General features: G+C 57.0%; 22 protein-coding genes. 10 read left to right on the plus strand and 12 right to left on the minus strand.

Going from position 1 to position 22,686, the window contains the following annotated elements; genetic code table 11:
* Nucleotides 1-6: 6 nt before the first annotated feature.
* Nucleotides 7-909 (minus strand): formate/nitrite transporter family protein, encoded by a 903-nt coding sequence (locus E5Q11_RS00080; protein WP_135801377.1) that lies wholly within the window; start codon nucleotides 907-909, stop codon nucleotides 7-9.
* Nucleotides 910-989: 80 nt separating this feature from the next.
* On the opposite strand from E5Q11_RS00080, the gene E5Q11_RS00085 reads away from it, so the two are divergent.
* Nucleotides 990-1,397, plus strand: a complete 408-nt coding sequence (locus tag E5Q11_RS00085) for a GFA family protein (protein WP_135801378.1) — start codon at nucleotides 990-992, stop codon at nucleotides 1,395-1,397.
* A gap of 64 nt (nucleotides 1,398-1,461) precedes the next feature.
* Complete coding sequence (locus E5Q11_RS00090) at nucleotides 1,462-2,154, plus strand: aspartate/glutamate racemase family protein (RefSeq protein ID WP_135801379.1); 693 nt, start codon at nucleotides 1,462-1,464, stop codon at nucleotides 2,152-2,154.
* Here the strand turns inward: E5Q11_RS00090 and phrB are convergent.
* Nucleotides 2,151-3,554, minus strand: coding sequence for a deoxyribodipyrimidine photo-lyase (gene phrB, locus E5Q11_RS00095; RefSeq protein ID WP_135801380.1), 1,404 nt, complete (start codon nucleotides 3,552-3,554; stop codon nucleotides 2,151-2,153). The genes E5Q11_RS00090 and phrB overlap by 4 nt on opposite strands.
* A gap of 161 nt (nucleotides 3,555-3,715) precedes the next feature.
* Between phrB and E5Q11_RS00100 the strand changes: the two genes are divergently transcribed.
* The 7 genes from E5Q11_RS00100 (at nucleotide 3,716) to E5Q11_RS00130 (ending at nucleotide 12,913) form a co-directional block, all read left to right on the plus strand.
* Nucleotides 3,716-4,207 (plus strand): ATP-dependent zinc protease family protein, encoded by a 492-nt coding sequence (locus E5Q11_RS00100; RefSeq protein WP_135801381.1) that lies wholly within the window; start codon nucleotides 3,716-3,718, stop codon nucleotides 4,205-4,207.
* On the plus strand, nucleotides 4,207-5,112 hold the full coding sequence (rimK, locus tag E5Q11_RS00105) for a 30S ribosomal protein S6--L-glutamate ligase (protein ID WP_135801382.1): 906 nt from the start codon (nucleotides 4,207-4,209) through the stop codon (nucleotides 5,110-5,112). The genes E5Q11_RS00100 and rimK overlap by 1 nt, the downstream gene beginning before the upstream one ends.
* 2 nt (nucleotides 5,113-5,114) lie before the next feature.
* A complete protein-coding gene (locus E5Q11_RS00110; protein ID WP_135801383.1) occupies nucleotides 5,115-6,182 on the plus strand; it encodes a succinylglutamate desuccinylase/aspartoacylase family protein in 1,068 nt (355 codons plus the stop codon).
* Between the two features lie 219 nt (nucleotides 6,183-6,401).
* Complete coding sequence (locus tag E5Q11_RS00115; protein WP_135801384.1) at nucleotides 6,402-7,379, plus strand: TAXI family TRAP transporter solute-binding subunit; 978 nt, start codon at nucleotides 6,402-6,404, stop codon at nucleotides 7,377-7,379.
* Nucleotides 7,380-7,468: 89 nt separating this feature from the next.
* Entirely contained in the window at nucleotides 7,469-9,655 is a 2,187-nt protein-coding gene (locus E5Q11_RS00120) for a TRAP transporter permease (protein ID WP_135801385.1), read from the plus strand.
* A gap of 94 nt (nucleotides 9,656-9,749) precedes the next feature.
* Nucleotides 9,750-11,564 carry a sensor histidine kinase gene (locus tag E5Q11_RS00125; RefSeq protein ID WP_135801386.1) on the plus strand — a complete coding sequence of 605 codons (1,815 nt, stop codon included), beginning with the start codon at nucleotides 9,750-9,752 and terminating at the stop codon, nucleotides 11,562-11,564.
* Nucleotides 11,561-12,913 (plus strand): sigma-54-dependent transcriptional regulator, encoded by a 1,353-nt coding sequence (locus tag E5Q11_RS00130; protein ID WP_135801387.1) that lies wholly within the window; start codon nucleotides 11,561-11,563, stop codon nucleotides 12,911-12,913. Before E5Q11_RS00125 ends, E5Q11_RS00130 begins: the two co-directional genes overlap by 4 nt.
* A 47-nt stretch (nucleotides 12,914-12,960) precedes the next feature.
* On the opposite strand, the gene E5Q11_RS00135 is transcribed toward E5Q11_RS00130, so the two are convergent.
* From E5Q11_RS00135 to E5Q11_RS00175, 9 genes are all read right to left on the minus strand, one after another.
* A complete protein-coding gene (locus E5Q11_RS00135) occupies nucleotides 12,961-14,529 on the minus strand; it encodes a sensor domain-containing diguanylate cyclase (RefSeq protein WP_135801388.1) in 1,569 nt (522 codons plus the stop codon).
* A 36-nt stretch (nucleotides 14,530-14,565) separates the two neighbouring features.
* Nucleotides 14,566-15,951 (minus strand): PhoH family protein, encoded by a 1,386-nt coding sequence (locus E5Q11_RS00140; protein WP_210426278.1) that lies wholly within the window; start codon nucleotides 15,949-15,951, stop codon nucleotides 14,566-14,568.
* 36 nt (nucleotides 15,952-15,987) lie between these two features.
* On the minus strand, nucleotides 15,988-16,494 hold the full coding sequence (locus tag E5Q11_RS00145; RefSeq protein ID WP_135801389.1) for a CBS domain-containing protein: 507 nt from the start codon (nucleotides 16,492-16,494) through the stop codon (nucleotides 15,988-15,990).
* Nucleotides 16,495-16,562: 68 nt separating this feature from the next.
* Nucleotides 16,563-17,324, minus strand: coding sequence for an START domain-containing protein (locus E5Q11_RS00150; RefSeq protein WP_135801390.1), 762 nt, complete (start codon nucleotides 17,322-17,324; stop codon nucleotides 16,563-16,565).
* Nucleotides 17,325-17,489: 165 nt separating this feature from the next.
* Nucleotides 17,490-17,744 (minus strand): cell division topological specificity factor MinE, encoded by a 255-nt coding sequence (gene minE, locus E5Q11_RS00155; protein WP_135801391.1) that lies wholly within the window; start codon nucleotides 17,742-17,744, stop codon nucleotides 17,490-17,492.
* A 3-nt stretch (nucleotides 17,745-17,747) separates the two neighbouring features.
* Entirely contained in the window at nucleotides 17,748-18,560 is an 813-nt protein-coding gene (gene minD / locus E5Q11_RS00160) for a septum site-determining protein MinD (RefSeq protein ID WP_135801392.1), read from the minus strand.
* 51 nt (nucleotides 18,561-18,611) lie between these two features.
* Complete coding sequence (minC, locus tag E5Q11_RS00165; protein ID WP_135801393.1) at nucleotides 18,612-19,403, minus strand: septum site-determining protein MinC; 792 nt, start codon at nucleotides 19,401-19,403, stop codon at nucleotides 18,612-18,614.
* Complete coding sequence (locus E5Q11_RS00170; protein ID WP_135801394.1) at nucleotides 19,403-19,789, minus strand: HopJ type III effector protein; 387 nt, start codon at nucleotides 19,787-19,789, stop codon at nucleotides 19,403-19,405. Before E5Q11_RS00170 ends, minC begins: the two co-directional genes overlap by 1 nt.
* A complete protein-coding gene (locus E5Q11_RS00175; RefSeq protein WP_135801395.1) occupies nucleotides 19,786-20,076 on the minus strand; it encodes a DUF1244 domain-containing protein in 291 nt (96 codons plus the stop codon). The genes E5Q11_RS00170 and E5Q11_RS00175 overlap by 4 nt, the downstream gene beginning before the upstream one ends.
* A gap of 134 nt (nucleotides 20,077-20,210) precedes the next feature.
* On the opposite strand from E5Q11_RS00175, the gene dinB reads away from it, so the two are divergent.
* Nucleotides 20,211-21,275 (plus strand): DNA polymerase IV, encoded by a 1,065-nt coding sequence (gene dinB, locus E5Q11_RS00180; protein WP_135801396.1) that lies wholly within the window; start codon nucleotides 20,211-20,213, stop codon nucleotides 21,273-21,275.
* An 86-nt stretch (nucleotides 21,276-21,361) separates the two neighbouring features.
* On the opposite strand, the gene E5Q11_RS00185 is transcribed toward dinB, so the two are convergent.
* Entirely contained in the window at nucleotides 21,362-22,600 is a 1,239-nt protein-coding gene (locus tag E5Q11_RS00185; RefSeq protein WP_135801397.1) for a glycosyltransferase family 4 protein, read from the minus strand.
* Nucleotides 22,601-22,686: the final 86 nt, after the last annotated feature.

The following is a 22,686-nucleotide window of genomic DNA, read 5'->3' on the forward strand; positions in this document are numbered from 1 at the left end:
CCGGTCCTACATTTCTTCATGGACCTGGCCATAGGCAAGCATGGCGAACAAACCGGTGCCACCGATGATGTTACCGATCAGTACCGGGGAGATATGGTAAATCAGGGCGGTGACAAGGTTCATTTCGCCACTGAGCACCAGAGTGAAGATCTCGTTGGCTCCGGCAATCACATGGGTAAACTCACCCGCTGCGATCAGCCAGGTGAACATCACGATAATCAGAACTTCGGACCGCTTTGCCGAAGGCAGCATCCACACCATGGCCGCGATGAAAAAGCCCGATGGAATGCCCCTCAACAGGGTCTCGGCCGGAGTGAGCGAGGCCAGGTGGCGCGATATCTCCAGAATGGATTCAAGGGTATCGGCAGGAAGAATGTTGCCGTGGACGGTGATGGCAGCGGTAATGAAGGTGCCGGATAAATTGGCGGCGAGCACAATGGCCCACAGGCGCGCTGTGCGATAAAAGCGGTTGCGTGTCGGCTGTGCCAACACTGGCAGCACCACCGTGATGGTATTTTCGGTGAACAGTTGCAACCGGCACAGAATCACCAGAACAAACCCGAATGAATATCCCAGGCTTTCGATCAACGTCAGATAGGGGTGATCCGAGCCAAGACCGGAACGGATAATGCCCTCTGCAAGAACCGATGTTGAAATCCCGAGCCCGGCTGCCACGCCCGACCACCAGAGCGAGATTTTCGGTCTCTGGAGTTCCTCCTCGCCCTCCCGCAGGATGATCGAGTAAAGCGTCAAAGAGGACAGGCCACCATGCTCCGCGACGGTATCCCGTTCCTTCGGGGTCAGGGACTTTTCGCTGGACGTCGGTGTCTTTTCGCGGGATTCGCGATCGCTGGCTTTCGCCCGGGACTGCTCATCGTCTGTGGCTTGCCTGGCATCCCCGTCACTCATTCGACTATCCTTTAGCGGTCAACATCCGATTGTGTTGCAGCCGGCACGTATAAACAACCTACAAAATTCCGGAGATAGCCATGACGTTCCCCATTGAAGGTTCCTGCCAGTGTGGCGGAGTGACGTATCAGTTGTTGTCAGCACCCCAGATGGTTCTGGCATGCCACTGTAAGGCCTGCCAGAAACTCTCGACCAGCGCGTTCAGTCTGACGGCCCTTGTAAACGCCGACCAGCTTGAGTTTCAGGGGGAAATGGCCGAGTGGCGGCGAACGGCGGATAGCGGAAATATCAGTGCCGCAAAGTTCTGCCCGACCTGCGGAAACCGGATATATCACTACAATCCCGATGCTCCCGAGAAGATCAAACTCAAGCCGGCAAACCTTGCGGATACCAGCTTTATTACACCTGATGCACATATATGGGTAAGCCAGAAGCAGGAATGGTATTCCATACCGGAGGGTGTAAAGGTCTATGACGGGCAGCCCTGAGCGAGAGGAAGCTCTGGCTGGGTTATTTTTCACCAGGGCGGCGTTTAAGGCGAGGAGCCAGTTGATGAAAACCATTGGTCTGATCGGAGGTATGAGCTGGGAGTCAACCCAGACCTACTACCGTTTGATAAACCAGAAGATAAAGGATGAACTGGGAGGACTTCACTCGGCAAAGCTGGTTCTCTACAGCGTGAATTTTGCCGAGATCGAAACATTGCAGCAGCGGGGTGACTGGAGTACGGCGGCGGACATTCTTTCGTCGGCGGCCCGGGCCTTGGAATCTGCGGGCGCAGATTTCATGGTTCTTTGTACGAACACCATGCACAAGGTCGCACGTCAGATTGAGCAGGCCGTGAGCATTCCGCTTCTGCATATCGCCGATGCCACGGCCAGTGCCCTCAAAGAAAACGGGGTTAGCTCAGTGGGCCTGTTGGGCACCCGATTTACCATGGAGCAGGCGTTCTATCGTGATCGCCTTGAGGAACAGGGTATCCGGGTGACGGTCCCGGAAGAAAAGCAGCGAGAGCTCATTCATACCGTTATTTTTGATGAACTTTGCCGTGGTGAGACCAGGCCAGACTCGAAAGCGGCCTATCTGAAGGTGGTTGCTTCATTGGCCGATCGCGGCGCCCAGGGGGTGATTCTGGGATGCACGGAGATAGGGCTTCTGATCCAGGCTTCGGACACTGAGGTTAGGCTCTTTGACACCACCGAGATACACGCAGAGCAGGCGGTTCAACTTGCCTTGCGGCCCTAGTTTTTCAGGGCCTGAAATTTGGCAATGGCTTCTTTGCGGCTTTCCTTCAGATCCACGATCGGTCGTGGATATCCGCCGGGGATGACCCCGCCTGCCCAGGGCTGATGGATGCGTTTTTTATCCAGTTTGGCGATTTCCGGCAGGTATCGGCGAATAAAATCACCGTCAGGATCGAATCGCTCGCTCTGGGTCACCGGATTGAACACCCGGAAGTAGGGCGCCGCATCGGTGCCGGTGGATGCGCTCCACTGCCAGCCGCCGTTGTTCGACGCCAGAAACCCGTCCGCCAGTTTCGACATGAAGTAGGCTTCCCCCAGGCGCCAGTCGATGAACAGGTTCTTGGTAAGGAACATGGCGGTGATCATGCGCAGGCGGTTGTGCATCCAGCCGGTCTGGTTGAGCTGGCGCATGGCGGCATCAACGATCGGGATGCCGGTCTGGCCGTTTTTCCACGCCTCGAAAGCGTCGCCCGGGGTATTCCAGGTCAGCGATTCGGTCTCGGGTTTGAACGCCCGATGCATGCTTATTCTGGGGAAGTGGTACAGAATGTTGATGTAGAAATCCCGCCAGGCTATTTCACTGGTCCACGTGGTCAGACCCTCCTGATTGCCGCCCTCCCGTTCGCGGGCGGCCAGCAGGCACTGGCGACCGGACAGAACGCCATTTGCAAGATAGGGTGAAATAAGGCTGGTGCCGTCCACTGAGGGCAGGTCCCGCAGGTCCTTGTAGTCCTTCCCGCGTTCATCCAGAAAGCGTTCAAGCCTGGTGTGGGCGGCGTCTTCACCGGTTTCCACAAGCGTTGGCGGCGGTTCCGGGAATTGCGATGGGAAGATGTTGGTCGTGCTGAAGGTTTCAGCCGCTACCGGTTTGCCCCGGGCTTCCGGTATCGGAAAAACCGTCGGCTGGTTATCATCAATCCAGCGTCGCCAACTGCGGGAGAAGGGAGTGAATACGGAATAGGGTTCGTCCTGCTGGGTAAGGATGCTTCCGACAGGTGCAACCGTCTGGTCACGGTACTTGTTCACGGCCACGCCCAGTTCATCCATTGCGGCCTTGACCGATTTGTCCCGCTTTCTTTCGTTAATCCCGTACTCCTCGTTGAAGTGCAAATGCCTGATACTCTGCGCCTCGCAAAGGGCGGTCAGCTTCTGAATGCTCTCGCGGAAGTCCGGTGCTGTCAGGAATGTCATCGGGATGCCGAGCTCTGCCAGGCGACCAGAAAGCGCATTGGCGTGATCCAGCACCAGTTTGACCCGCGCCGGGGACCAATCATGTTCCTGCCACTGGCCGGGCGTGACGATAAAGCAGGCCTGAACCGGCTCCCGCTGTTTGCAGGCGGCAGTCAGGGCTGCGTTGTCAGCGGCACGCAGATCGTTACGGAACCAGACAAGGTGTGTCATCGGCAATCCTGGATGTAAGTCATGGATTTAACAGCGAAGAGTTGGTGTGTGAATATTCGCTGTCATGGCATGATTGGATTATAGTTGATTGGAATTTCAGGGAAATATTGAGCCATGCGCAATGCTCGCGCAGCGTTTGCGAAGTTTTCGAGGGGAACCGGATGACGACCACAGAGGACCAGAGCGCCAGTCAGGCCGCAGATCATACGGGCGGCAAAATGCCATTGGGCTGGCGCGAATGGGTCGCGTTGCCCGACCTGGATATTGGTCGGCTTAAAGCCAAGGTCGATAGCGGGGCGCGAACATCCTGCCTTCATACCTTTCGCACCGAGCCCTACACCAAAGATGGGCTACGTCGGGTGCGGTTCTGGGTGCACCCGGTACAGAACGATCTGCATCAGGTCGTTGAGTGCGATGCCGCTATACTGGACGAGCGCAATGTGTCTGATTCCGGCGGGCACAAGGAATTGCGCCTGGTGATTGAAACGCGGTTGATTATTGGCGGGGAAGAGTGGCCCATCGAGATGACGCTTACCAACCGCGATTCCATGCGTTTTCGAATGTTGCTTGGCCGCACAGCGATGGCGGGCAGGGCCTTTGTCGTTCCCGAATGCTCCTATCTTGCCGGCGAACCGGCTCTAAGGAAGAAATAATGAAGATTGCGATTCTCTCGCGTAACCGACACCTTTATTCCACCAGACGCCTGGTAGAAGAGGGTGTCAACCGGGGGCACGATGTAAAAGTGATTGATGCCCTGCATTGCTCCATGAACATTACGTCGGCCGACCCGCGCATTCATTATCACGAGGAAGTGCTTGAGAATTTTGACGTAGTGGTTCCGCGTATCGGTGCATCCGTGACTTTTTACGGTACCGCTGTTCTACGTCAGTTCGAGATGATGGGGGTATTTCCCCTGAACGAATCGGTGGCGATTACCCGTTCACGGGACAAGTTGCGGTCGCTGCAATTGCTGGCCCGCAAGGGCGTGGGCATGCCGGTTACCGGTTTTGCTAACAAGCCGGATAACGTACCCGAGCTGCTGAACATGGTCGGTGGTGCGCCAGTGGTGATCAAACTGCTGCAGGGCACCCAGGGAATCGGCGTGGTGCTGGCGGAAACCCGCAAGGCCGCAGAAAGTGTGATTGAAGCCTTTATGGGCCTCAAAGCCGACATCCTGGTACAGGAGTTCATCAAGGAAGCCGGCGGTGCTGATATTCGCTGCTTTGTGATTGGCGACAAGGTGATTGCCGCGATGAAGCGGCAGGGTGGCGAGGGCGAATTCCGCTCCAACCTTCACCGCGGTGGCACGGCTTCACTGGTGCGAATCACGCCGGAAGAGCGGCGCACGGCCATTATTGCAGCCAAGTCCATGGGCCTGAACGTGGCGGGCGTGGACCTGTTGCGCTCTAGCAGGGGCCCACTGGTAATGGAAGTGAATTCATCTCCCGGGCTGGAAGGTATTGAAAATGCCACCGGCAAGAACGTTGCCGGCATGATCATCAGCTGGACCGAAAAAAACCAGAAGCCCTGGAAAACCCGCACCAAGGGAGGCGGTTGACTATGGCCGCGAGGTCTCCCTTTGTAATAGCTGGGCATGAGATACCGGCAGGTACGCGGCAGACGGTTGAAGTACCTGTTGCCAAGCTTTACACCCACACGCCGCTGCACATTCCGGTGGAAGTTGTGCATGGTCGGCGTCCTGGCCCGGTGATGATGGTGTGCGGTGCGATTCATGGCGATGAAATCAACGGTGTGGAAATTGTCCGTCGGGTGTTGAAAAACTCGGCATTGCGCCATTTGCGCGGAACCCTTGTGGCCGTGCCTATCGTGAATATTTTCGGGTTTGTTCAGCGCACCCGCTATCTGCCTGACCGGCGGGACCTGAACCGGTGTTTTCCCGGCACAGAATCCGGCTCTCTGGGTGGGCGAATTGCCTATCTGCTTCGCACCCAGATTATGGAAAGCGTGTCGCATATTATCGACCTGCACACGGGCGCCATCCACAGGTTCAACCTGCCGCAGATTCGCGCTGAGCTTAAGAACCCCGAAACCATCCGTATGGCAGAGGCTTTTGGCGCCCCGATCATCATCAATGCCAGCCTGCGGGAGGGTAGCCTGCGGGCTTACGCCGATTCCCAGGATATTCCGGTGATTACCTTTGAAGGTGGTGAAGCCCTGCGCTTTGATGAGGTGGTGATTTCCAGTGGCGTGAAAGGGGTGGTTCGGGTGATGCGGGAACTGGAAATGATTCCTGCCAAGAAAGGCCCGAAAGCCCCCAGAAAGCGCTCTGAAACGGCGGCTAACTCACAATGGGTGAGAACTGACACAGACGGCATCATGCGCCCGGTGGCAAGCCTGGGACAGAAGGTTCGCAAGGGCCAGAAACTGGCGATGGTGGCCGACCCCTTCGGTGAATCGGAAAACGCGGTGGTGTCACCCTGTTCCGGTATCGTGATCTGCGTGAACAATCTGCCGCTGGTCAACGAGGGTGAGGCGATTTACCACATCGCACGATTCGATGAGCTGAGTGAGGCGGAAAAAGCCATGGATTACTTCCGCAGCAGTTACGAATCGGATGTGGGCGACGCCGTTGTGCCCGTACATCCCTGGGATGAAAACCAGAAATAGCGGTTGCCACCCAGTCGGCGGGAATCCGCCCGCCGGCTCGTAAAAATGGGTGAAATTCCACCCATTTTACCCTCTGAAACAGGGCTTAACTTTTGATAAGTGCCTGTTTTAAAGATCCTTCCCGATTCTGGTCTGCGACTTGCTCACTGTTTTACTGGTTGAAGCCTGCATAGCTTCACGAAGCACCCAATAAACACAATGAGACGGGGAGCATCCTCTATGAAAACCCAATCGATAATGGCACTGGCTTTTGCATCTACTATTGCAATAACCAGCCCGGCCATCGCACAGGACAGGTCTGACTGGCCGAGCAACTTTACTGTTGGTACGGCAAGCCAGGGCGGCACCTACTTCGCCTACGGCGCTGGCTGGGCCAACTTTGTTGCCGAGAACCTGGGCGTGTCTGGCGGTGCCGAAATTACCGGTGGTCCCATGCAGAACATGGCTCTGGTTCACACTGGAGACCTGCAGTTTGGCCTGACCACCATGGGCCCCGCCCGCGAATCCATGGACGGCAACAGCCCGCTGGCACCGGGCCTTGAGATGGACAACGTGTGTGCCATCTTCCCGATGTACCAGACACCTTTCTCAGTGACCGCCCTGAGCTCATCCGGAATCACCTCGATCTCCGAGATTCCTGATGGCGCCACCATTGGTTTCGGCCCGGCAGGTTCCACCTCAGACACCTACTTCCCGAAAATGATGGAAACATTGGGCGTGAACTTCGAGCGCCGAAATGGTAGCTGGTCTGACCTGGGCGGCCAGTTGCAGGACGGTCTGATCGACGTGGTTGCGTTCGCTGCCGGTATTCCTATTCCTGCGGTGAGCCAGCTGGAAGTGCAGACAGACGTAAACATCATCAGCATGACCGACGAAGAAGCCAAGATCATCACCGAGGCTTTCCCGGTCTCCGAGTTCATCATTCCAGCAAGCACTTACCAATCACTGGAAAATGACTCGCGTGTTGTGTCCATGTGGAACTTCGCTATCGCAAACTGCGACGTGCCCGAGAGCATGGTGTACGAAATCACCAAGCTGACCATGGAAAACAACGACAAGATGATGTCTATCCACAAGGCGGCACGTACGTCTGTACCTGAAAACTACAACAAGAACAACGTTCTGCCCTGGCATCCGGGAGCGGCTCGCTGGTTCAACGAGAACGGCTACGAGATCCCAGACAGCCAGATCAAGTAACGTTCAAAGTAGGTAGTGGGGCCCTGACGGGCCCCGACGGACGGCCGGCTTAATGCCGGCCCAGTTTTTTGCTGCAGGCAGGGTTTACCATGACCACCGAAGAATCCCCAAAGGACCCGACCCCCGTATTGACGGAGGACGGCCCCATTATCGCCCATGATGTTGATGAGGAGCCGGTCGAGGCGAATCGCCGACTGTTTGACGGTTGGCTGCTTAAATTCGTTACTCTGTTAACCATCAGCTATTCATCGTTCCATCTGTATTCCCTGAACATCGCGCCGATGGAAACCTGGAGTTATCGCATCGTTCACGTGGCGGGTGCACTGGTTCTGGGCTTCATGCTGTACGCCGGTTCACGGTTTGCCACTGCGGAAGAAGGCGGCGTACGACATAGATGGACCACCTGGTTTGGTGGTATTGCGCTTCTGCCCGCTCTTTATTCGCTTTACCAGACATTCTCTTTCAGCCAGATGGTCGACGCTGGTGCCATGCGTATTCCGCCGGAACTGGAAGCCTGGCATTACGGTTGGCCCCTGCTGGCGGCGACCGCTGCCGGCATCATTCTGAGCTGGTTCCATCAGCGCGAGCGCTCCCGGTTCAGCGTGCCAGACCTGGTCCTGGTTGTGTGTTCGATTGCTGTTGCTGGCTATTTTCTGGTGGCCTATAACACGAACATGCGGATGAGCACGGGCACCTCTTTTGCGCCTGTGGGTATTTCTTTTGCAGCCGTTGCCGGTACTGCCCTGATCATGGAAATGACCCGTCGGGTTGCCGGCCTGGCGTTGGTTATCATAGGGCTGGTATTTCTGGTTTATGTGTTTGTCGGCCAGTATCTGCCAGGCTTCCTGGGTTTCCCAGGGCTGTCCGTGCAGCGATTTTTCAGCCAGGTTTATACCGATGCCGGTATCCTGGGGCCCACCACGGCGGTGTCCTCAACTTACATTATTCTTTTTATCGTTTTCGCCGCCTTCCTGCAGGCCTCGAAAGTAGGTGACTATTTTGTGAACTTTGCTTTTGCGGCAGCCGGTCGCTCTCGTGGCGGCCCCGCCAAAGTCGCGATTTTTGCTTCCGGTCTGATGGGTATGATTAACGGCACCAGTGCCGGCAACGTGGTATCTACTGGATCGCTGACCATCCCGCTGATGAAGAAAGTGGGCTATTCCAAAAAGTCTGCGGGCGCGGTTGAAGCGGCTGCCTCCACCGGCGGGCAGATCATGCCGCCGATCATGGGTGCAGGTGCCTTCATCATGGCTGAGATCACCGGTATTCCTTACACCGAGATTGCGATTGCCGCGATTATTCCAGCGGTTCTGTATTTTGCATCGGTCTACTTCATGGTGGATTTTGAGGCGGCAAAGCTGGGCATGCGCGGAATGCGCGAAGACGAACTGCCCAAGCTGCGCAAGCTGATCAAGCAGGTATACCTGTTTATTCCGATCATCATCCTGATCTATGCTCTGTTCCAGGGCTACTCTGTAATCCGGGCAGGTACCCTGGCCACGGTTTCTGCGGCGGTAGTCAGCTGGTTCTCGCCGAACAGGATGGGTATTCGTGAAATCCTGCGGGCGCTGGATATCGCCTCTATGATGGCTATCCAGATCATCGTGGTGTGTGCCGCCGCCGGCATTATTGTTGGTGTCATCTCTCTCACCGGGGTGGGTGCGCGTTTCTCGATTCTATTGCTGGACGTAGCCGAGGCCAGTCAGCTGCTGGCGCTTATCTTCGCCATGTTTATCTCGATACTGTTGGGTATGGGCATGCCGACAACCGCTGCCTATGCTGTGGCGGCATCGGTGGTGGCGCCGGGCCTGGTGCAGTTGGGGATTGACCCGCTCACTGCGCACTTCTTTGTGTTCTATTTTGCCGTTGTTTCAGCCATTACGCCGCCGGTGGCCCTTGCGTCCTATGCCGCCGCCGGTATTTCCGGAGCCAACGCCATGGAAACCTCGGTGGCGTCTTTCCGGATCGGTATTGCCGCGTTCATCGTGCCTTTCATGTTTTTCTACAACAGCGCGCTGTTGATGGAGGGCGACTGGTTCGTGATTGCACGGGCTCTGGTAACCGCAACCTTTGGTGTGTACCTGTTGTCGGGTGGGGTGCTGGGCTGGTTTGCCAGAGTTGGCGCGGGCTGGCCGGTGCGTATCATGCTGATTGCAGCGGCACTGCTGATGATTGAAGGCGGGCTATGGACCGACATGGCTGGCGTATCGCTCGCGGTCATTTCCTTCCTGTTGCAGCGCCAGCGCCGGCAGCGAGTGGCCCCTGCGGGGGCCTGATGGGCGGCCTTTGCGAACGGCAGGGCGGGGCAGTTGGAGTTGTCCTGCCCGGTTCCCGGCGCTAACCTAGCGGTTTTCTCAGGGACCGGTTGTTATGTCTTACCGGATTAGCGGTTCTGTCGTATTTGGCCTGACCCTTCTGGTGTCCTGGACACTGGGCGGCTGGGCCGGGTACCGGCAGGTTGAACAGGAAAGCCTGGAAGAATCATTCCGATACCGTCAGCTTGTTGCCAATGAGCTTGCCCGCTACCTTCCCATTCCCGAATTAATGGCAGAGCATCCTCTGCTGGAAGAGGCTCTGAGCTCCCCTGACGACAGCAGAACCATCCTCCAGGTAAATGAGGAAATGCAGCGGATGGCTACCATTGTAGGCAGCTCCGACGTGTATCTGATGGATATCACCGGGCTGACCATCGCCTCCAGTAATTACCTGCAGAGAAACAGCTTTGTGGGGCAGAACTTTCATTTTCGCCCTTATTTCAGTGACGCCATGGAATCTGGTCAATCCGCCGTCTATTTTGCCCTTGGCTCCATGTCGGGCGTGCGCGGCCTGTATTTCTCGCACCCGGTGCGCAACCCGCAAGGCCAGATTCTGGGAGTGATTGCGGTGAAAGTACTTGTGCATGAACTGGAGTCCCAATGGCATCGCCCTGCCTCTCTGCAGGAGGCTGAAATGGTGGTGCTGGACCAGGCAGGGATCAGTTTTCTGGCAAGTCGTTCGGAATGGCTGTATCGGGATTTCAACGGGCCCGAGGCCGCTGCGCCAGACGAGGCTTCGCTCAGACGCTATCCGGGGCGGGATCTGCGCCCGGTTGACTTCGATGTGCTGGAGAGACCCACCGGGCTATCAGCAAGGTCCGGGAAATTACAGGTGACGGAAGATGGCAGGGTGCGGGAATATCTCAGCGTCAGAACGCCCTTGCCCAGGCTGGACTGGACGCTACAGGTCATGGTCAGCACGCAGCCCGTGCTGTGGACGCGGCTGGTATTTGTGGCCGGCGGTATGGCGCTGTTTTTCGGCAGTCTGCTTACCTGGCTTTACCTGCGTGAGCGGTATCGTCGGGAAGCGGAACTGGCACTTCGGGGGGAGCAGCTTGAACGCCGTGTGACAGAGCGCACTGCGGATCTGGAACGTTCTAACCAGCAATTGCTGGAGGAGGTTCGGGAGCGTGAACGTACCCAGAATGAGCTGCGTGAAACCCAGCAGGAGCTGATACAGGCTGCCAAGCTGGCGGTATTGGGCCAGATGTCGGCCGGTCTGAACCACGAAATGAACCAGCCATTAACTGCCATTCAGACCTACGCCCGCAACAGCCGTCGGTTTCTGGAGAAGGGTGCCACAGAGATGGTTGATGCCAACCTGCGGGAGATCGTCAGCCTGTGCGACAAGATGGCGGAGCTGACCCGGCAGTTCAAGGTGTTTGCCCGTAAATCCGAAGGTCCGCCGGCCATTGTTGACCTGAGGCTGGCGGTGGACGCCGCCCTGAAGATTATCGCCGCCCAGGAAAACAGTTCGCGTACGCGCATAGACTGGCATCGGCCGCTCGGGCCGGTGCAGTGTCACGGTGACCTGATCCGCATTGAACAGGTAATGGTGAACCTGCTGGCGAATGCGGTTCAGGCGGCCGAGGAACGCTCGATACCAGAAATCACCATCGATATTTCCGACGGTGGCCCGAACTGGTACTGCACGGTTCGTGACAATGGTTCCGGCCTTCCTGGCAACACCGAGCAGGTATTTGAGCCCTTTTTCACCACCAAATCGGTAAAACAGGGGCTTGGCCTGGGGCTGTCCATTTCACGCCAGATTGTAGATGCCCTTGGAGGCAGCCTGACCGGCCGGAATCGCAGTGACGGCCCCGGAGCGGAATTTGTACTCACCCTCAGGAAACGCGAGGCCAAGGAATGACAGACGTATCGGTCATCTTTGTTGACGACGACCCGGACATCCTTCAGGCCATGGCTCAGACCCTGGCCCTGGAGGATCTGCCGGTTGCCTGTTTTGAGAGCGCCAGATCGGGCCTTGAGAATGTTACCCGGGACTATGAGGGTGTGGTGCTATGCGATTACAACATGCCGGGCATGGACGGCCTGGAAATGCTGGACCGTATACGCGAGGTGGATGAAGCCATCCCGGTGATCATCCTGACCGGCCAGGGCGATATCAGCACTGCGGTAACGGCGATGCAGCAGGGCGCCTATGATTTTATTGAAAAGCCTTTTGATCATGATGAGCTGATCGAGTTGCTGCGTCACGCCCTGGAAAAGCGCCACCTTGCCCTGGAAAACCGCCGGCTGAAGGCCCAACTGAAACATCTGGCCAGGCCAGGCCCCCGGCTGCTTGGCGATTCCCCGGGCATGCGGAAGGTGATGGCCACCATTGATCCCATTCTGGATATATCCGCCAATATCCTGCTTCATGGCGAAACCGGCTCCGGCAAGGATGCGGTAGCCCGCTATATTCATGAAAGCAGCCGCCGGGGCGCCCACAATTTTGTGGCCATCAACTGCGGAGCCGTGCCTGAACACCTGATCGAAAGCGAGCTGTTTGGCCATGAGGCAGGCGCCTTTACCGGCGCCGACAAGCGCCGTATCGGCAAGATCGAATACGCCCACAAGGGCACGCTGTTTCTCGATGAACTGGAAAGCATGCCGCTGGCGCTACAGGTGAAACTGCTCCGGGTGCTTGAAGAACAGCAGGTCGAGCGCCTGGGCAGCAACCAGCTTCAGACCGTGGATGTACGAATCATTGCCGCCACCAAGTCCGATCTCAAGGCGTTGAGCGATAAAGGCGAATTCCGGTCAGATCTGTATTACCGGCTCAATGTGGTGAAGGTCGATATCCCGCCTTTGCGTGAACGCAAGGAAGACATCCCGCTTCTGTTCCACCACTTCGTACTGATTGCCGCCGCCCGTTACGACCGTGAAAGCATACCCCTGGAAGCCAACCAGGCTGCGCGACTGCTGCAGCATTCCTGGCCCGGGAATGTGCGGGAGTTACGCAACCTGGCGGAGCGCTACGTGCTGCTGGGGCCGGCGGCGCTGGATGAGAGCAGTTCATCCCTGGCCGATAACGTCAACGGGCGCCAGACTCTTGTGGAAATGATGGACGGGTTCGAGCGCTCAGCGATTATCAGCGCGCTGAACGCCTGTAATGGCAGCATCAAGAACACCATGGTCCAGCTTGGCATTGCCCGCAAGACCCTTTACGACAAGATGAAAAAACACGGGGTGGATAAAGCCCAGTTCAAAGACTGACTGGCCGGCCGGGGATCGAGGTATTAGCCCGGCCGGTTCCTGGTCGGCTAGGGATCAAGCGTCGCTGGTAAGGCTTTGTTTCGGCCGCTTGCCTTGGCCTGGTAGAGCGCGTCATCCGCAGCCTGAATCAGATCGGATGGAATGTGATGGTGTGATGGAATCACGGCCGCCACACCGATGCTGATGCTGACGTGGGGGGCAGCGCTGCTGCGAGCGTGTTCAATGTTTGCGTTGGCAACGGCCTCCTTTAGTTCCGCGGCAATTTCCAGGGCTGCATCAGTACCGGTTCCCGGCAGCATAACCAGGAATTCTTCTCCCCCGAAGCGGGCGACCATATCGGTTTCCCGTTTGGCTGCCTTGTTCAGGATGCCTGCCATACTCTTCAGGCACTCGTCACCAGCCGGGTGTCCGTAGTGGTCGTTGTATTCCTTGAAATGGTCAATATCGATGAGCATCACCGCAATTGGGTCGCCGGTACGCATCAGCAGGTTCCAGGCGCTACGCAGTCTCTTGTCCATGGCCAGCCGGTTAAAAAGACCGGTCAGGGGGTCTGTTTCGGTCAGTTTTTTCAGTTCAGTGTTGTTGGATTCGATAATGCCGAGCAGGGAATTGAATTCCTGTGAGAGGGCGCCAATTTCATCCTCGTTGCGAATCTGGGCGCGCAGGGAATAGTCCATGGCGCTGGAAATTTTCGAGATATCCTGCTTTAGGTCCATGACGGGCCTGATCACCAGAACCCGGAACAGCAGTAACAGGGTGATAGACATGAACAGGGTCAGCAGTACGAACAGTGAAATGCCGTAGACGGTGATTTCACTGCCCAGCTGGGTGATGTGTCGGGGCAGGGTGACCGATGTTTTCAAGCTGGGTATACCGCCGATCATCATGATTTTCGACGCTCTCAGAGTCTGATCATCCACTGCCTCGATCCGATAGGCGCCGGAGGCCACGGAGTCATTGTCGCGGTTGACGGGTTCAACCTGAAAGTCCAGCACAATCTGCTCCGACAGTGTTTCGATTCGCTGCTCGCTGAGCACTTGCCCGAACATAACGTAGCCCCGTGGCTCACCAGTGCCATCACTCTGGTAGATCGGGCGCATGGAGAAAAGTACCGGCAGGTCACCGATCTGAAGGATGCCCCCCGCTTTCTGGTCGTCCACGTCCGCGTCAAGATCAATCCGTCGGCTGAAGGCATTGGCGACCGGTAGAACAGCGTCCAGGTGCGTGTCAGTGAGGTCTGTTTTGCCTTCCTCGGCGTTAAAATCGTAAATGCCGGCCCAGAACGGATCACCGGAGTTATCGAGAAACAAGGCGATCTGAATGCCGTAGTTCCAGAAAGTGTCCGGGTGCAAGTTGGAGTCGATGTAGGCTTCGTTGCGGTCCTGCATGAAGCTGTAAGTGTCGTCCCAGGAGGACCAGTCGTACACGGTAAAGTCGATGGTATCCAGTTCACCTTCCAGGCGCCTTACCACCCGGTCGATGTTATCCCGCGCGTAATTCAGCTCAATCTCGCTGAACGCCGGATAGACCACGTTCCTCTGAATAAAGTAGGCCGACAGCGACAACAGGGCCGCCATGAAAATGATGGGGAGGGTCGTTTTTGTTGAAATAGACATACAACATACTTCCTGTCTTTTCGCCGGCCTGGTTGGCTAAAGATTCGCCTCCGCGTATTCGGCCAGCACTGAACGTGGAACACCCTGCAAATGGATGTGACCGCCGTGCCGGAAACTCTTGAAGCGTTCGGTCATATAGGTCAGGCCCGAACTCAGCGCGCTGAGGTAGGGCGTGTCTATCTGAGCCAGGTTACCCAGGCAGATCACCTTGGAACCATTACCGGCACGAGTAATGATAGTCTTGATCTGGTGGGGCGTCAGGTTCTGGGATTCGTCAATGATGATCAGGCTGTGCTGGAAGCTGCGGCCACGAATATAGTTCATGGATTTGAAGTGCAGCGGCACCTTGCTGAGGATGTAATCAACGCTGGCGGTCATGTTCTCGTCGTCCTCATGAAGCGCTTCCAGGTTGTCTACGATGGCGCCCAGCCAGGGTTCCATTTTCTCCGCCTCGGTGCCGGGCAGGAAGCCGATGTCTTCATCAAGCCCCTGAGTGCTGCGTGTGGCGATGATACGTTTGTAGAGCTTGCTGGCCACGGTCATTTCAATGCAGGCCGCCAGGGCCAGGATGGTTTTACCGGAGCCGGCGGAACCGGTCAGGTTGACCAGGTGGATGTCCGGGTCCAGCAGCAGGTTCAGGGCAATGGCCTGGTAGATATCCCGGGGTATCAGCCCCCAGACTTCCTCATTCATCAGGTCATGCTGGTGCAGGTCACGGATCACCAGTTTGTCGTCGCTTAAATCCGATACCTTGCCCACAAACCCCTGTTCATCAATCACAAACTCGTTGATGGTAAGCTTTGCCAGCTCGCCCTCTCGGCGCAGAATGTGTTCGGTGATGCCCTCACGCTGAATGGTTTCGACTTTCTCAATGGTGTCCCAGAAGGAACTGGCAAATTCCTTGTAGCCTTTTGGCAGCAGGTCAATGTCGTCCAGCAGCATGTCGTTGTGGTAATCCTGGGCTTCCACGCCAAAGCCGCGGGCTTTGAGCCGCATATTGATGTCTTTGCTGACCAGGATGATGTCGCGGGACTTGTGGCGCGCCTGAAGGGCCGCCAGGGTGTTGATGATCTTGTTGTCGTTGAGGTGCTCGGGCAGGCCGTGATTGCCCTGATGTTCAGTGCTCATCAGGATAGACAGTGCACCCAGCGGCTCCGCTTTCTTGCCCCTGACAATGGGAACGCCTTTTTCGATGTCACCCGGTGTGGCGTCGCCCAGCAGTTTGTCGATGTTGCGAATGGCCTGTCTGCAGTCGGCGGCAACCGCCTGTTTACCGGATTTGAGGCTATCAAGTTCTTCAAGGACCGTCATCGGAATGATGACATCGTGTTCTTCGAAATTCAGGAGGGCGTTGGGATCATGGATCAGGACGTTAGTGTCGAGGACGTACATCTTTCTGCGAGCCTGCGGTGCTCTTGGCATAGGGTGCGATACCTCTCTGGTGCTCTGTTCAGCTAATCAGCCGGCTGGTTCGCTGGTACCGGCGCAGCGTTTGGTGAGCTCCTTGTCGGAGATCAGTTTCAGCATATCGTAGGTGGTTACAATACCCGTAATTTTTTTCTCTTTGGTGATGAAGATACGGTGAAGGTGCTCTTTCATCATGACTTCGGCAATGTCCTGAACCGGAGTCTGTTCGTCAACCGACAGCACCAGCGGCGTCATGATGTCCCGCACTTCCACGGGTACCTTGCCCATTTCCTCGAAGATGACCATGCGCAGCCGCCTGGCCTCCTGTTCTTCTTCCTCGGTCATGGGGTTGGCGCCCGGGTTGGCACGATTGGCGTTCCAGCGGAATTCGGTGATGTCTTTCAGGGTGGCAATGCCGACAATTTCGCCAGTGTCATCCGTGACCGGGCTTCCGGTGATTTCGTTGTCCGTTAGAAACCTTGCCAGCCGGTCCATCGTCCATGACTGGGGTACGGCCTTTATGCTGGGTGTCATGATCTCATGAGCGAGAACAGTCATCGACGTCAGGGCTCCGTGGCATTCCGTTGACTTAGAGCTTAGCTGTTCCTTCTGGAGTCGTCATCCCCTTATTGGGGTTGCGATGCGCCTGAAGATTGTGTTGCCGGAACAACGGCATTCAAGCGGTTATTGGCGTCGTAGATCAGCTCGTAGCCCTGGTAGCGCTGCTGACCTGCGACCTGCTCCAGTTTTTCCATGGATTTAAGGGGAATGTCCACCAGCAGGGAGTTGACCAGCCAGCCGGGAATGGATCCGTTAGGCTCAGTATGCTGGATCCAGGTCATACGGGTCTGATCGCCCTTGGGCGTGAACCGGTAAAGCGTGTCGGAGCGGTCCACGCGAATATAATCGGCCTCAGGGTCACGGCGCTGAGGTACAGCGTTGAGATCCATGAGGATGTCGCCGCCAGCATTCCGACCATGAGTGCGGATTCGCAAAACGTAGTCGCGGTCTGCGACTGGCCACGGCATGTCATTGACCGAATAGGCATAGCGGTCATGGAAACTGCCATTGCCGAAGGCGTAAGATTCTGAGCAGTTATGGACCCACTCGGTACAGGACTCGGGATTAACCATGACGGCCATCAGGTTTTCAATGGGCGTGTCCAGAAGGGCGACAGCCTTGAACGCCTGGAAACTGGAATCCGGCTGGTCAATGGTGAAAACCCTGATAGAACCGGATTCCTTGCGCAACTCCCAGCCTTCGGCATCCTCCGCTGGTAGTCCGGCAGCGGCACTAACGGGAAACATCAGGGCTACGGCAATGAGTGCACCTCGTGCGGCCTGGGCAATCGACGGCCGCCGAGCATCCTGGGTGCTCGGATTCTGCATTACAGACTCTTCCTTGGGAATGGTGGCAAGAGCTTATCACGCCTTCTCAGCGTTCAACCTGCCCTGATTCAGGGTTTGTGAACTGGGTAGCCGAACCAGCCAGGACGGGCCGGATTTGGCCCGCCATGACGGCGGTTGTACCGCCATCCCGGCGGCTTGAGGACGTTAGTGTTCGGGAAGTGTGACGTTCAGCTCCAGCACGGAGTGGCTGTCGGTGCGGTCGACCTCCACCTGAACCATGTCGTCGCTGATCTGCACATATTTGCGGATGACTGCCAGCAACTCCTGCTGAAGCTGGGGCAGGTAGTCCGGCTGATCCCGCTGGCCACGTTCGTGGGCAACGATAATCTGCAGGCGCTCTTTGGCAACACTGGCGGTGCGGGTGTTCTTCTTGCTTTTGAAATAGTCCAGGAAACTCATCCCTTAGCCCCCCTTGAACATCCGTGAGAAGAAACCCTTTTTCTGCGAGGACATGAAACGGTGCTCCCGCTCTTCGCCCAGCAGCCGTGCCACGGCATCTTCATAAGCCTGCCCGGCGTCACTCTCTTCTTCCAGAATCACCGGGACGCCCTGGTTGGAGGCGTTCAGAACAATCTGGGATTCGGGGATCACGCCCAGCAGCGGGATGGCCAGTATTTCTTCTACGTCTGCCACCGACAGCATCTCGCCTTTTTCCACGCGGTCCGGGTTATAACGGGTCAGCAGCAGGTGTTCCTTGACCGGGTCCTGCCCCATCTCGGCGCGTCGGGATTTGCTCTGCAGGATGCCCAGAATGCGGTCGGAGTCCCGCACAGAAGACACTTCCGGGTTAGTGACAACGATGGCCTCATCGGCGTAGTAGAGCGCCATCAGCGCGCCGTGCTCAATACCGGCGGGAGAATCACACACAATGTAGTCGAAACGCTCGGAGAGCTCGTTGATGACTTTTTCTACGCCTTCCTTGGTGAGGGCTTCTTTCTCGCGGGTCTGGGACGCAGGCAGGATATATAGCGTTTCTACACGCTTATCCTTGATCAGTGCCTGGTTCAGGCTGGCTTCGCCCTGAATGACGTTTACAAAGTCATACACCACGCGGCGTTCGCAGTTCATGATGAGATCCAGATTGCGCAGGCCCACATCGAAATCAATCACCACCGTTTTGTGGCCGAGTTTCGCAAGCCCGGTACTGATCGAGGCACTGGTTGTGGTTTTGCCCACGCCACCTTTTCCTGAGGTAACGACAATGATTCTAGCCAAAATTGCATCCCTGTTTTTTCAGTGAATTCGAATGTGTCTGTTCAGTTGAGATCAGCCCTTGTCCAGCGGCGTTACCACCAGCAGATCGTCCTTGAGCTGGATCTGGACGGCGGTTTTCCAGCCGTTATCCTGAAGATCTTCCGAGATTTTATAGTGTCCTGCAATGGACACAAGCTCTGCTTCCAGCGACTGGCAAAAAACCCGTGCGTGTTCTGCCCCGTGAATACCGGCCAGTGCACGGCCTCTGAGCGGCCCGTACACATGCACATTGCCTGCGGCAAGCACTTCTGCCCCGGCCTGCACTGAGGCCAGGATGATCAGGTCGCCTTCGGGCGCGTAGACCTGCTGGCCTGAACGCACGGGCTGACTGACGATGCGGGCCGGCACGGGCTCGCCGGGTTCTGTGTGCCCCGGCGATCCAGTCTGCGCCTTATTCGGTGCGGCCGCTACAGACGAAGCATTGCTGTCGGTGGCGTCAACTGCGGGTTCGCTGATGTCCCGGTCGCGCTGGCTGCCGCCGGGCAGCAGCGCCAGCGCCGCGCCCCGTGCCAGTCGGCGTTGGTCATCATTGCCACCGCGCACGCCTATCACATGGATATTATGGCGGCGGCAGGTGCCGATGATCTTAAAAAAATCCAGCTCACTGCTCAGGCCTTCATATTTCTCCAGGCTGATAATCAGCGGGATATCCTTGAAAAAGCCGGGTGCCTGGTTGATCTTGTCACGCAGTGTCTGCTCGAATTCACTTTCCTCAAAAAAATACAGCTCCAGCGCAGTCATGGAGACGCTGGCACTTTTCAGCTGAAAACACTGGGTAACGCCAGATGCAGCGGTATCAGTCATCAATGGCTCTCTTCGGTGGTGTCTCCCGGGCCGGTGGCCGGGCGTTTGCGTAAAGGTGTTTCATCAAAACGGATGCCGGACCAGCCGGTCGCCATGAACTGGCGGATATTGCCATGGCTGTCACCGGTAGGGTCGTCCAGCACCTGCTGATAGTGTTCGGCGAACAGGCGCAGGGTATCGGCTTCATTCAGGTTGCAGTACTGGGCCAATGAAAAAACCCGGCAAGAGCCTTCGTTCTCCCCGGCGGCATTAAACAGCGGCCCGTTGTGGAAACCTTTGGGCTGATAGTCGAAGGCCTGGCCAATCAGTTCCAGAGTATCCGCAAACCGGCCGTGGCCGGCCTCAATGGACGCCAGGTGCACCTGTACCCGCTGGTTAAGATTCAATGCTGATGGCCTTTCATGTCCTGCTTGGCGTCGGTCTGGTAATTGGCTTTCCACTCTTCATAGGGCATGCCGTAGATGATCTCGCGGGCCTGCGGATCCGACAGGTCGAAACCTCGCTCACTGGCTTCTGCCCGGTACCATTTGGACAGGCAGTTTCGGCAGAAGAAAGCCAGGTTCATCAGATCAATGTTCTGAACTTCGGTGTGCTCGCGCAGATGTCTGACAAGTTTGCGAAAGGCTGCAGCCTCAATTTCGGTCTGGGCATCCTGGGGAATCTGATCAGTCATAATAGGGCATCCGTTTAACGGTTGATTTGAGCAGTCCTGTAACGGTCAATTTGAACAGTCCTGACATTCTCTGCATGTTACCTTAAGATACAAGGCTGTACATATGTACAGACCGTTTACCCGATTAGAACGCCATGGCCCAACGCAAGATTATCCACGTGGACTGCGACTGTTTCTACGCCGCAGTGGAGATGCGCGACGACCCCACCCTGCGGGATGTGCCCCTGGCCGTTGGCGGGCAGGGCGGCCGCGGCGTGGTGACCACGTGCAACTATAAAGCACGCGCTTTCGGCGTGCGCTCGGCCATGCCGGGCGGCGAAGCCCGCCGGCTCTGCCCGGGCCTGGTTACAGTGCCGCCAGATATGAACCGGTATCGCACCGCATCGGGCCAGGTCATGGCCATTCTGCGCGAGCTGACTGATCTGGTCGAGCCTTTATCGCTGGATGAAGCCTTTCTCGACGTCACCGAGGTTACAGATCATAAAGGAAGCGCCACCCTGATGGCCGAATACCTTCGGCAACGGGTAAGGAATGAAGTGGGTATTACCATTTCCGCCGGCGTCGCGCCTAACAAGTTTCTGGCCAAAATCGCCAGCGACTGGGAAAAGCCGGACGGCCTCTTTGTGATAACCCCAGACAGGGTTGATGAATTTGTTCAGGCGCTGCCGGTGGAAAAGCTGTTCGGAGTGGGGAAAGTCACCGCCGGCAAGCTGCACGATCTGGGCGTGAACACCTGTGGTGATCTTCAGACGGTCCCGGTGGATGGACTGCTGGACCGCTTCGGGAAACAGGGCTATCGGCTCCGAGAGATGGCCTTCGGGCGGGACAACCGGGATGTGGTGGTGTCACGCGTTGCCAAGTCCGTCAGTGTGGAGCGCACCTTTTCCCAGGACCTACCGGATAAAAGCGCCTGCGATTCAGTGATGGCGTCGCTGGTGGCGGACCTGAACCTACGTCTCAGTCGCAAGGCCGGGCGCAAGCCGATCCACAAGCTGTTTATCAAGATTCGCTACAGTGATTTTTCCACCCATACCCTGGAGCGGGTGCGGGATCAGGTACAGCAGCCGGAACTTGCAGATTATCAGCCGTTGTTGGATGAACTGGTGACCAACACTGAGCGGCCGGTGCGTCTGCTCGGCCTGGGTGTGCGCTTTCGCAATGACGAGTCGCCGACGACCCAGCTAAGACTATTCGAGTGAACAGCTCAATCATCAGTTAGGCGGTCAGCAGCTTCGGGTAGCCACGCTCGCCTCCTGACAGCAGGAATTCCCGCTGGTCCACCTTTTCAAACAATGGTGACCTGCTTGTGGCGGACATGTTTACGCGCCTCTGCGGGCTGGTTGATGATCAGGTTCTCGAATCGTTCCACCTGTGAAGCCCAGTCCAGGTCGAGTGCGTCCAGTCGGGCCTGGGTGCGGATTCTGCTGGTAAATGTCGGCTGATCGATGAGCCTGAGTGCGTGGGTTACAAACGCCTCGCTGTCTTCCAGACCGGCTTTCATACCGTTATCGCCGTGGCGGATATGTTCGTTGGCGGCCGCATCGTCAAAGGCGACAACCGCGAGGCCGCTGGCCATGGCTTCGATGACCACGTTGCCAAAGGTGTCGGTTTTGCTGGGAAAGAGGAACAGATCGCCAGAGGCGTAGTGTTCCGCCAGCCGCTCGCCGCGCTGCACGCCAGCAAAAATATAATCCGGGTGCTTTGCAGCCAGCCGGCTTCTCATGGGGCCATCGCCAACCAGCACGAATTTTGCGCTCGGGTGAAGGCTTTTCAGCCGCTCGAAACAGGATACCGCCAGTTGCAGGTTCTTTTCGGGCGCCAGCCGGCCAACATACAGTACGGCCGCGTCATCCGTTGCCAGGCCCCAGGATTCGCGAAGCGTCTGGCTCCGTTTGCGAGGGGAGAACAGGCCGCAATCCACTCCGCGACTCCAGATCGCGGTTGGGCTTATGCCCAGGCGGTCAGTGGTGGCCAGGGTTTTCCGCGTGGGTACCAGGGTGACCGCCGTGCGGTTATGGAACCACTGCCCATAGCGACACAGTAGAGCTTCTAGCCAGCCCACACCATAGTACTGGCTGTAGCTGTGGAAATTGGTATGAAAGCCGGAGCTGACGGGAATTGAAAGCTTTCGCGCGGCATTAACGGCGCTGACGCCCAGCGGGCCCTGGGTCGCCACGTAAACCGCATCTGGTCTTTGGATCTTCCACAGCCTGGCCAATCGCCCGGGGGCCGGGATGCCAAAGCGTAGATCGCTGTAACCAGGTAAGGGAATGGCGGCAACCAGGTGGCTCTGGTGGCAAAGACGAGGCTCGATTTGTTCAGGCTCCCCGGGCTCACTGTGTCCGGGACGGATGACTGAAACCAGATGGCCGCGACTGACCAGCTCCGCGCAGAGATACTTGAGCGTGTTAGCTACGCCGTTGGCCTCTGGCGGAAAGGTCTCGGAAACAATGCTAATGTGTCGTTGACCAGTAAGCACCTGACTTGTTCCAGTCACGTTATCTCCCGAACACTCTGTTTTCATGATAACCACTGTGAAGACAGGGCATGACAGGGTGGCGACACTCGTGTGACAAAACTGTGACACCGAATTTTCGATGTCAGACACCG

This window comes from Marinobacter confluentis, assembly GCF_004785685.1.
In the GTDB taxonomy this organism is placed as follows: domain Bacteria; phylum Pseudomonadota; class Gammaproteobacteria; order Pseudomonadales; family Oleiphilaceae; genus Marinobacter; species Marinobacter confluentis.

What these genes read in the sequence shown, in the direction of transcription:
- E5Q11_RS00085 (WP_135801378.1), top strand. Translation starts at nt 990, where the DNA reads ATGACGTTCCCCATTGAAGGTTCCTGCCAGTGTGGCGGAGTGACGTAT.
- E5Q11_RS00140 (WP_210426278.1), bottom strand. Translation starts at nt 15,951, where the DNA reads ATGCCAAGAGCACCGCAGGCTCGCAGAAAGATGTACGTCCTCGACACT.
- minE (WP_135801391.1), bottom strand. Translation starts at nt 17,744, where the DNA reads ATGAGTTTCCTGGACTATTTCAAAAGCAAGAAGAACACCCGCACCGCC.
- E5Q11_RS00100 (WP_135801381.1), top strand. Translation starts at nt 3,716, where the DNA reads ATGACGACCACAGAGGACCAGAGCGCCAGTCAGGCCGCAGATCATACG.
- E5Q11_RS00130 (WP_135801387.1), top strand. Translation starts at nt 11,561, where the DNA reads ATGACAGACGTATCGGTCATCTTTGTTGACGACGACCCGGACATCCTT.
- E5Q11_RS00150 (WP_135801390.1), bottom strand. Translation starts at nt 17,324, where the DNA reads ATGCAGAATCCGAGCACCCAGGATGCTCGGCGGCCGTCGATTGCCCAG.
- E5Q11_RS00110 (WP_135801383.1), top strand. Translation starts at nt 5,115, where the DNA reads ATGGCCGCGAGGTCTCCCTTTGTAATAGCTGGGCATGAGATACCGGCA.
- E5Q11_RS00120 (WP_135801385.1), top strand. Translation starts at nt 7,469, where the DNA reads ATGACCACCGAAGAATCCCCAAAGGACCCGACCCCCGTATTGACGGAG.
- E5Q11_RS00145 (WP_135801389.1), bottom strand. Translation starts at nt 16,494, where the DNA reads ATGACTGTTCTCGCTCATGAGATCATGACACCCAGCATAAAGGCCGTA.
- E5Q11_RS00185 (WP_135801397.1), bottom strand. Translation starts at nt 22,600, where the DNA reads ATGAAAACAGAGTGTTCGGGAGATAACGTGACTGGAACAAGTCAGGTG.
- E5Q11_RS00080 (WP_135801377.1), bottom strand. Translation starts at nt 909, where the DNA reads ATGAGTGACGGGGATGCCAGGCAAGCCACAGACGATGAGCAGTCCCGG.
- E5Q11_RS00115 (WP_135801384.1), top strand. Translation starts at nt 6,402, where the DNA reads ATGAAAACCCAATCGATAATGGCACTGGCTTTTGCATCTACTATTGCA.
- phrB (WP_135801380.1), bottom strand. Translation starts at nt 3,554, where the DNA reads ATGACACACCTTGTCTGGTTCCGTAACGATCTGCGTGCCGCTGACAAC.
- E5Q11_RS00135 (WP_135801388.1), bottom strand. Translation starts at nt 14,529, where the DNA reads ATGTCTATTTCAACAAAAACGACCCTCCCCATCATTTTCATGGCGGCC.
- minC (WP_135801393.1), bottom strand. Translation starts at nt 19,403, where the DNA reads ATGACTGATACCGCTGCATCTGGCGTTACCCAGTGTTTTCAGCTGAAA.
- dinB (WP_135801396.1), top strand. Translation starts at nt 20,211, where the DNA reads ATGGCCCAACGCAAGATTATCCACGTGGACTGCGACTGTTTCTACGCC.
- rimK (WP_135801382.1), top strand. Translation starts at nt 4,207, where the DNA reads ATGAAGATTGCGATTCTCTCGCGTAACCGACACCTTTATTCCACCAGA.
- E5Q11_RS00175 (WP_135801395.1), bottom strand. Translation starts at nt 20,076, where the DNA reads ATGACTGATCAGATTCCCCAGGATGCCCAGACCGAAATTGAGGCTGCA.
- E5Q11_RS00090 (WP_135801379.1), top strand. Translation starts at nt 1,462, where the DNA reads ATGAAAACCATTGGTCTGATCGGAGGTATGAGCTGGGAGTCAACCCAG.
- E5Q11_RS00125 (WP_135801386.1), top strand. Translation starts at nt 9,750, where the DNA reads ATGTCTTACCGGATTAGCGGTTCTGTCGTATTTGGCCTGACCCTTCTG.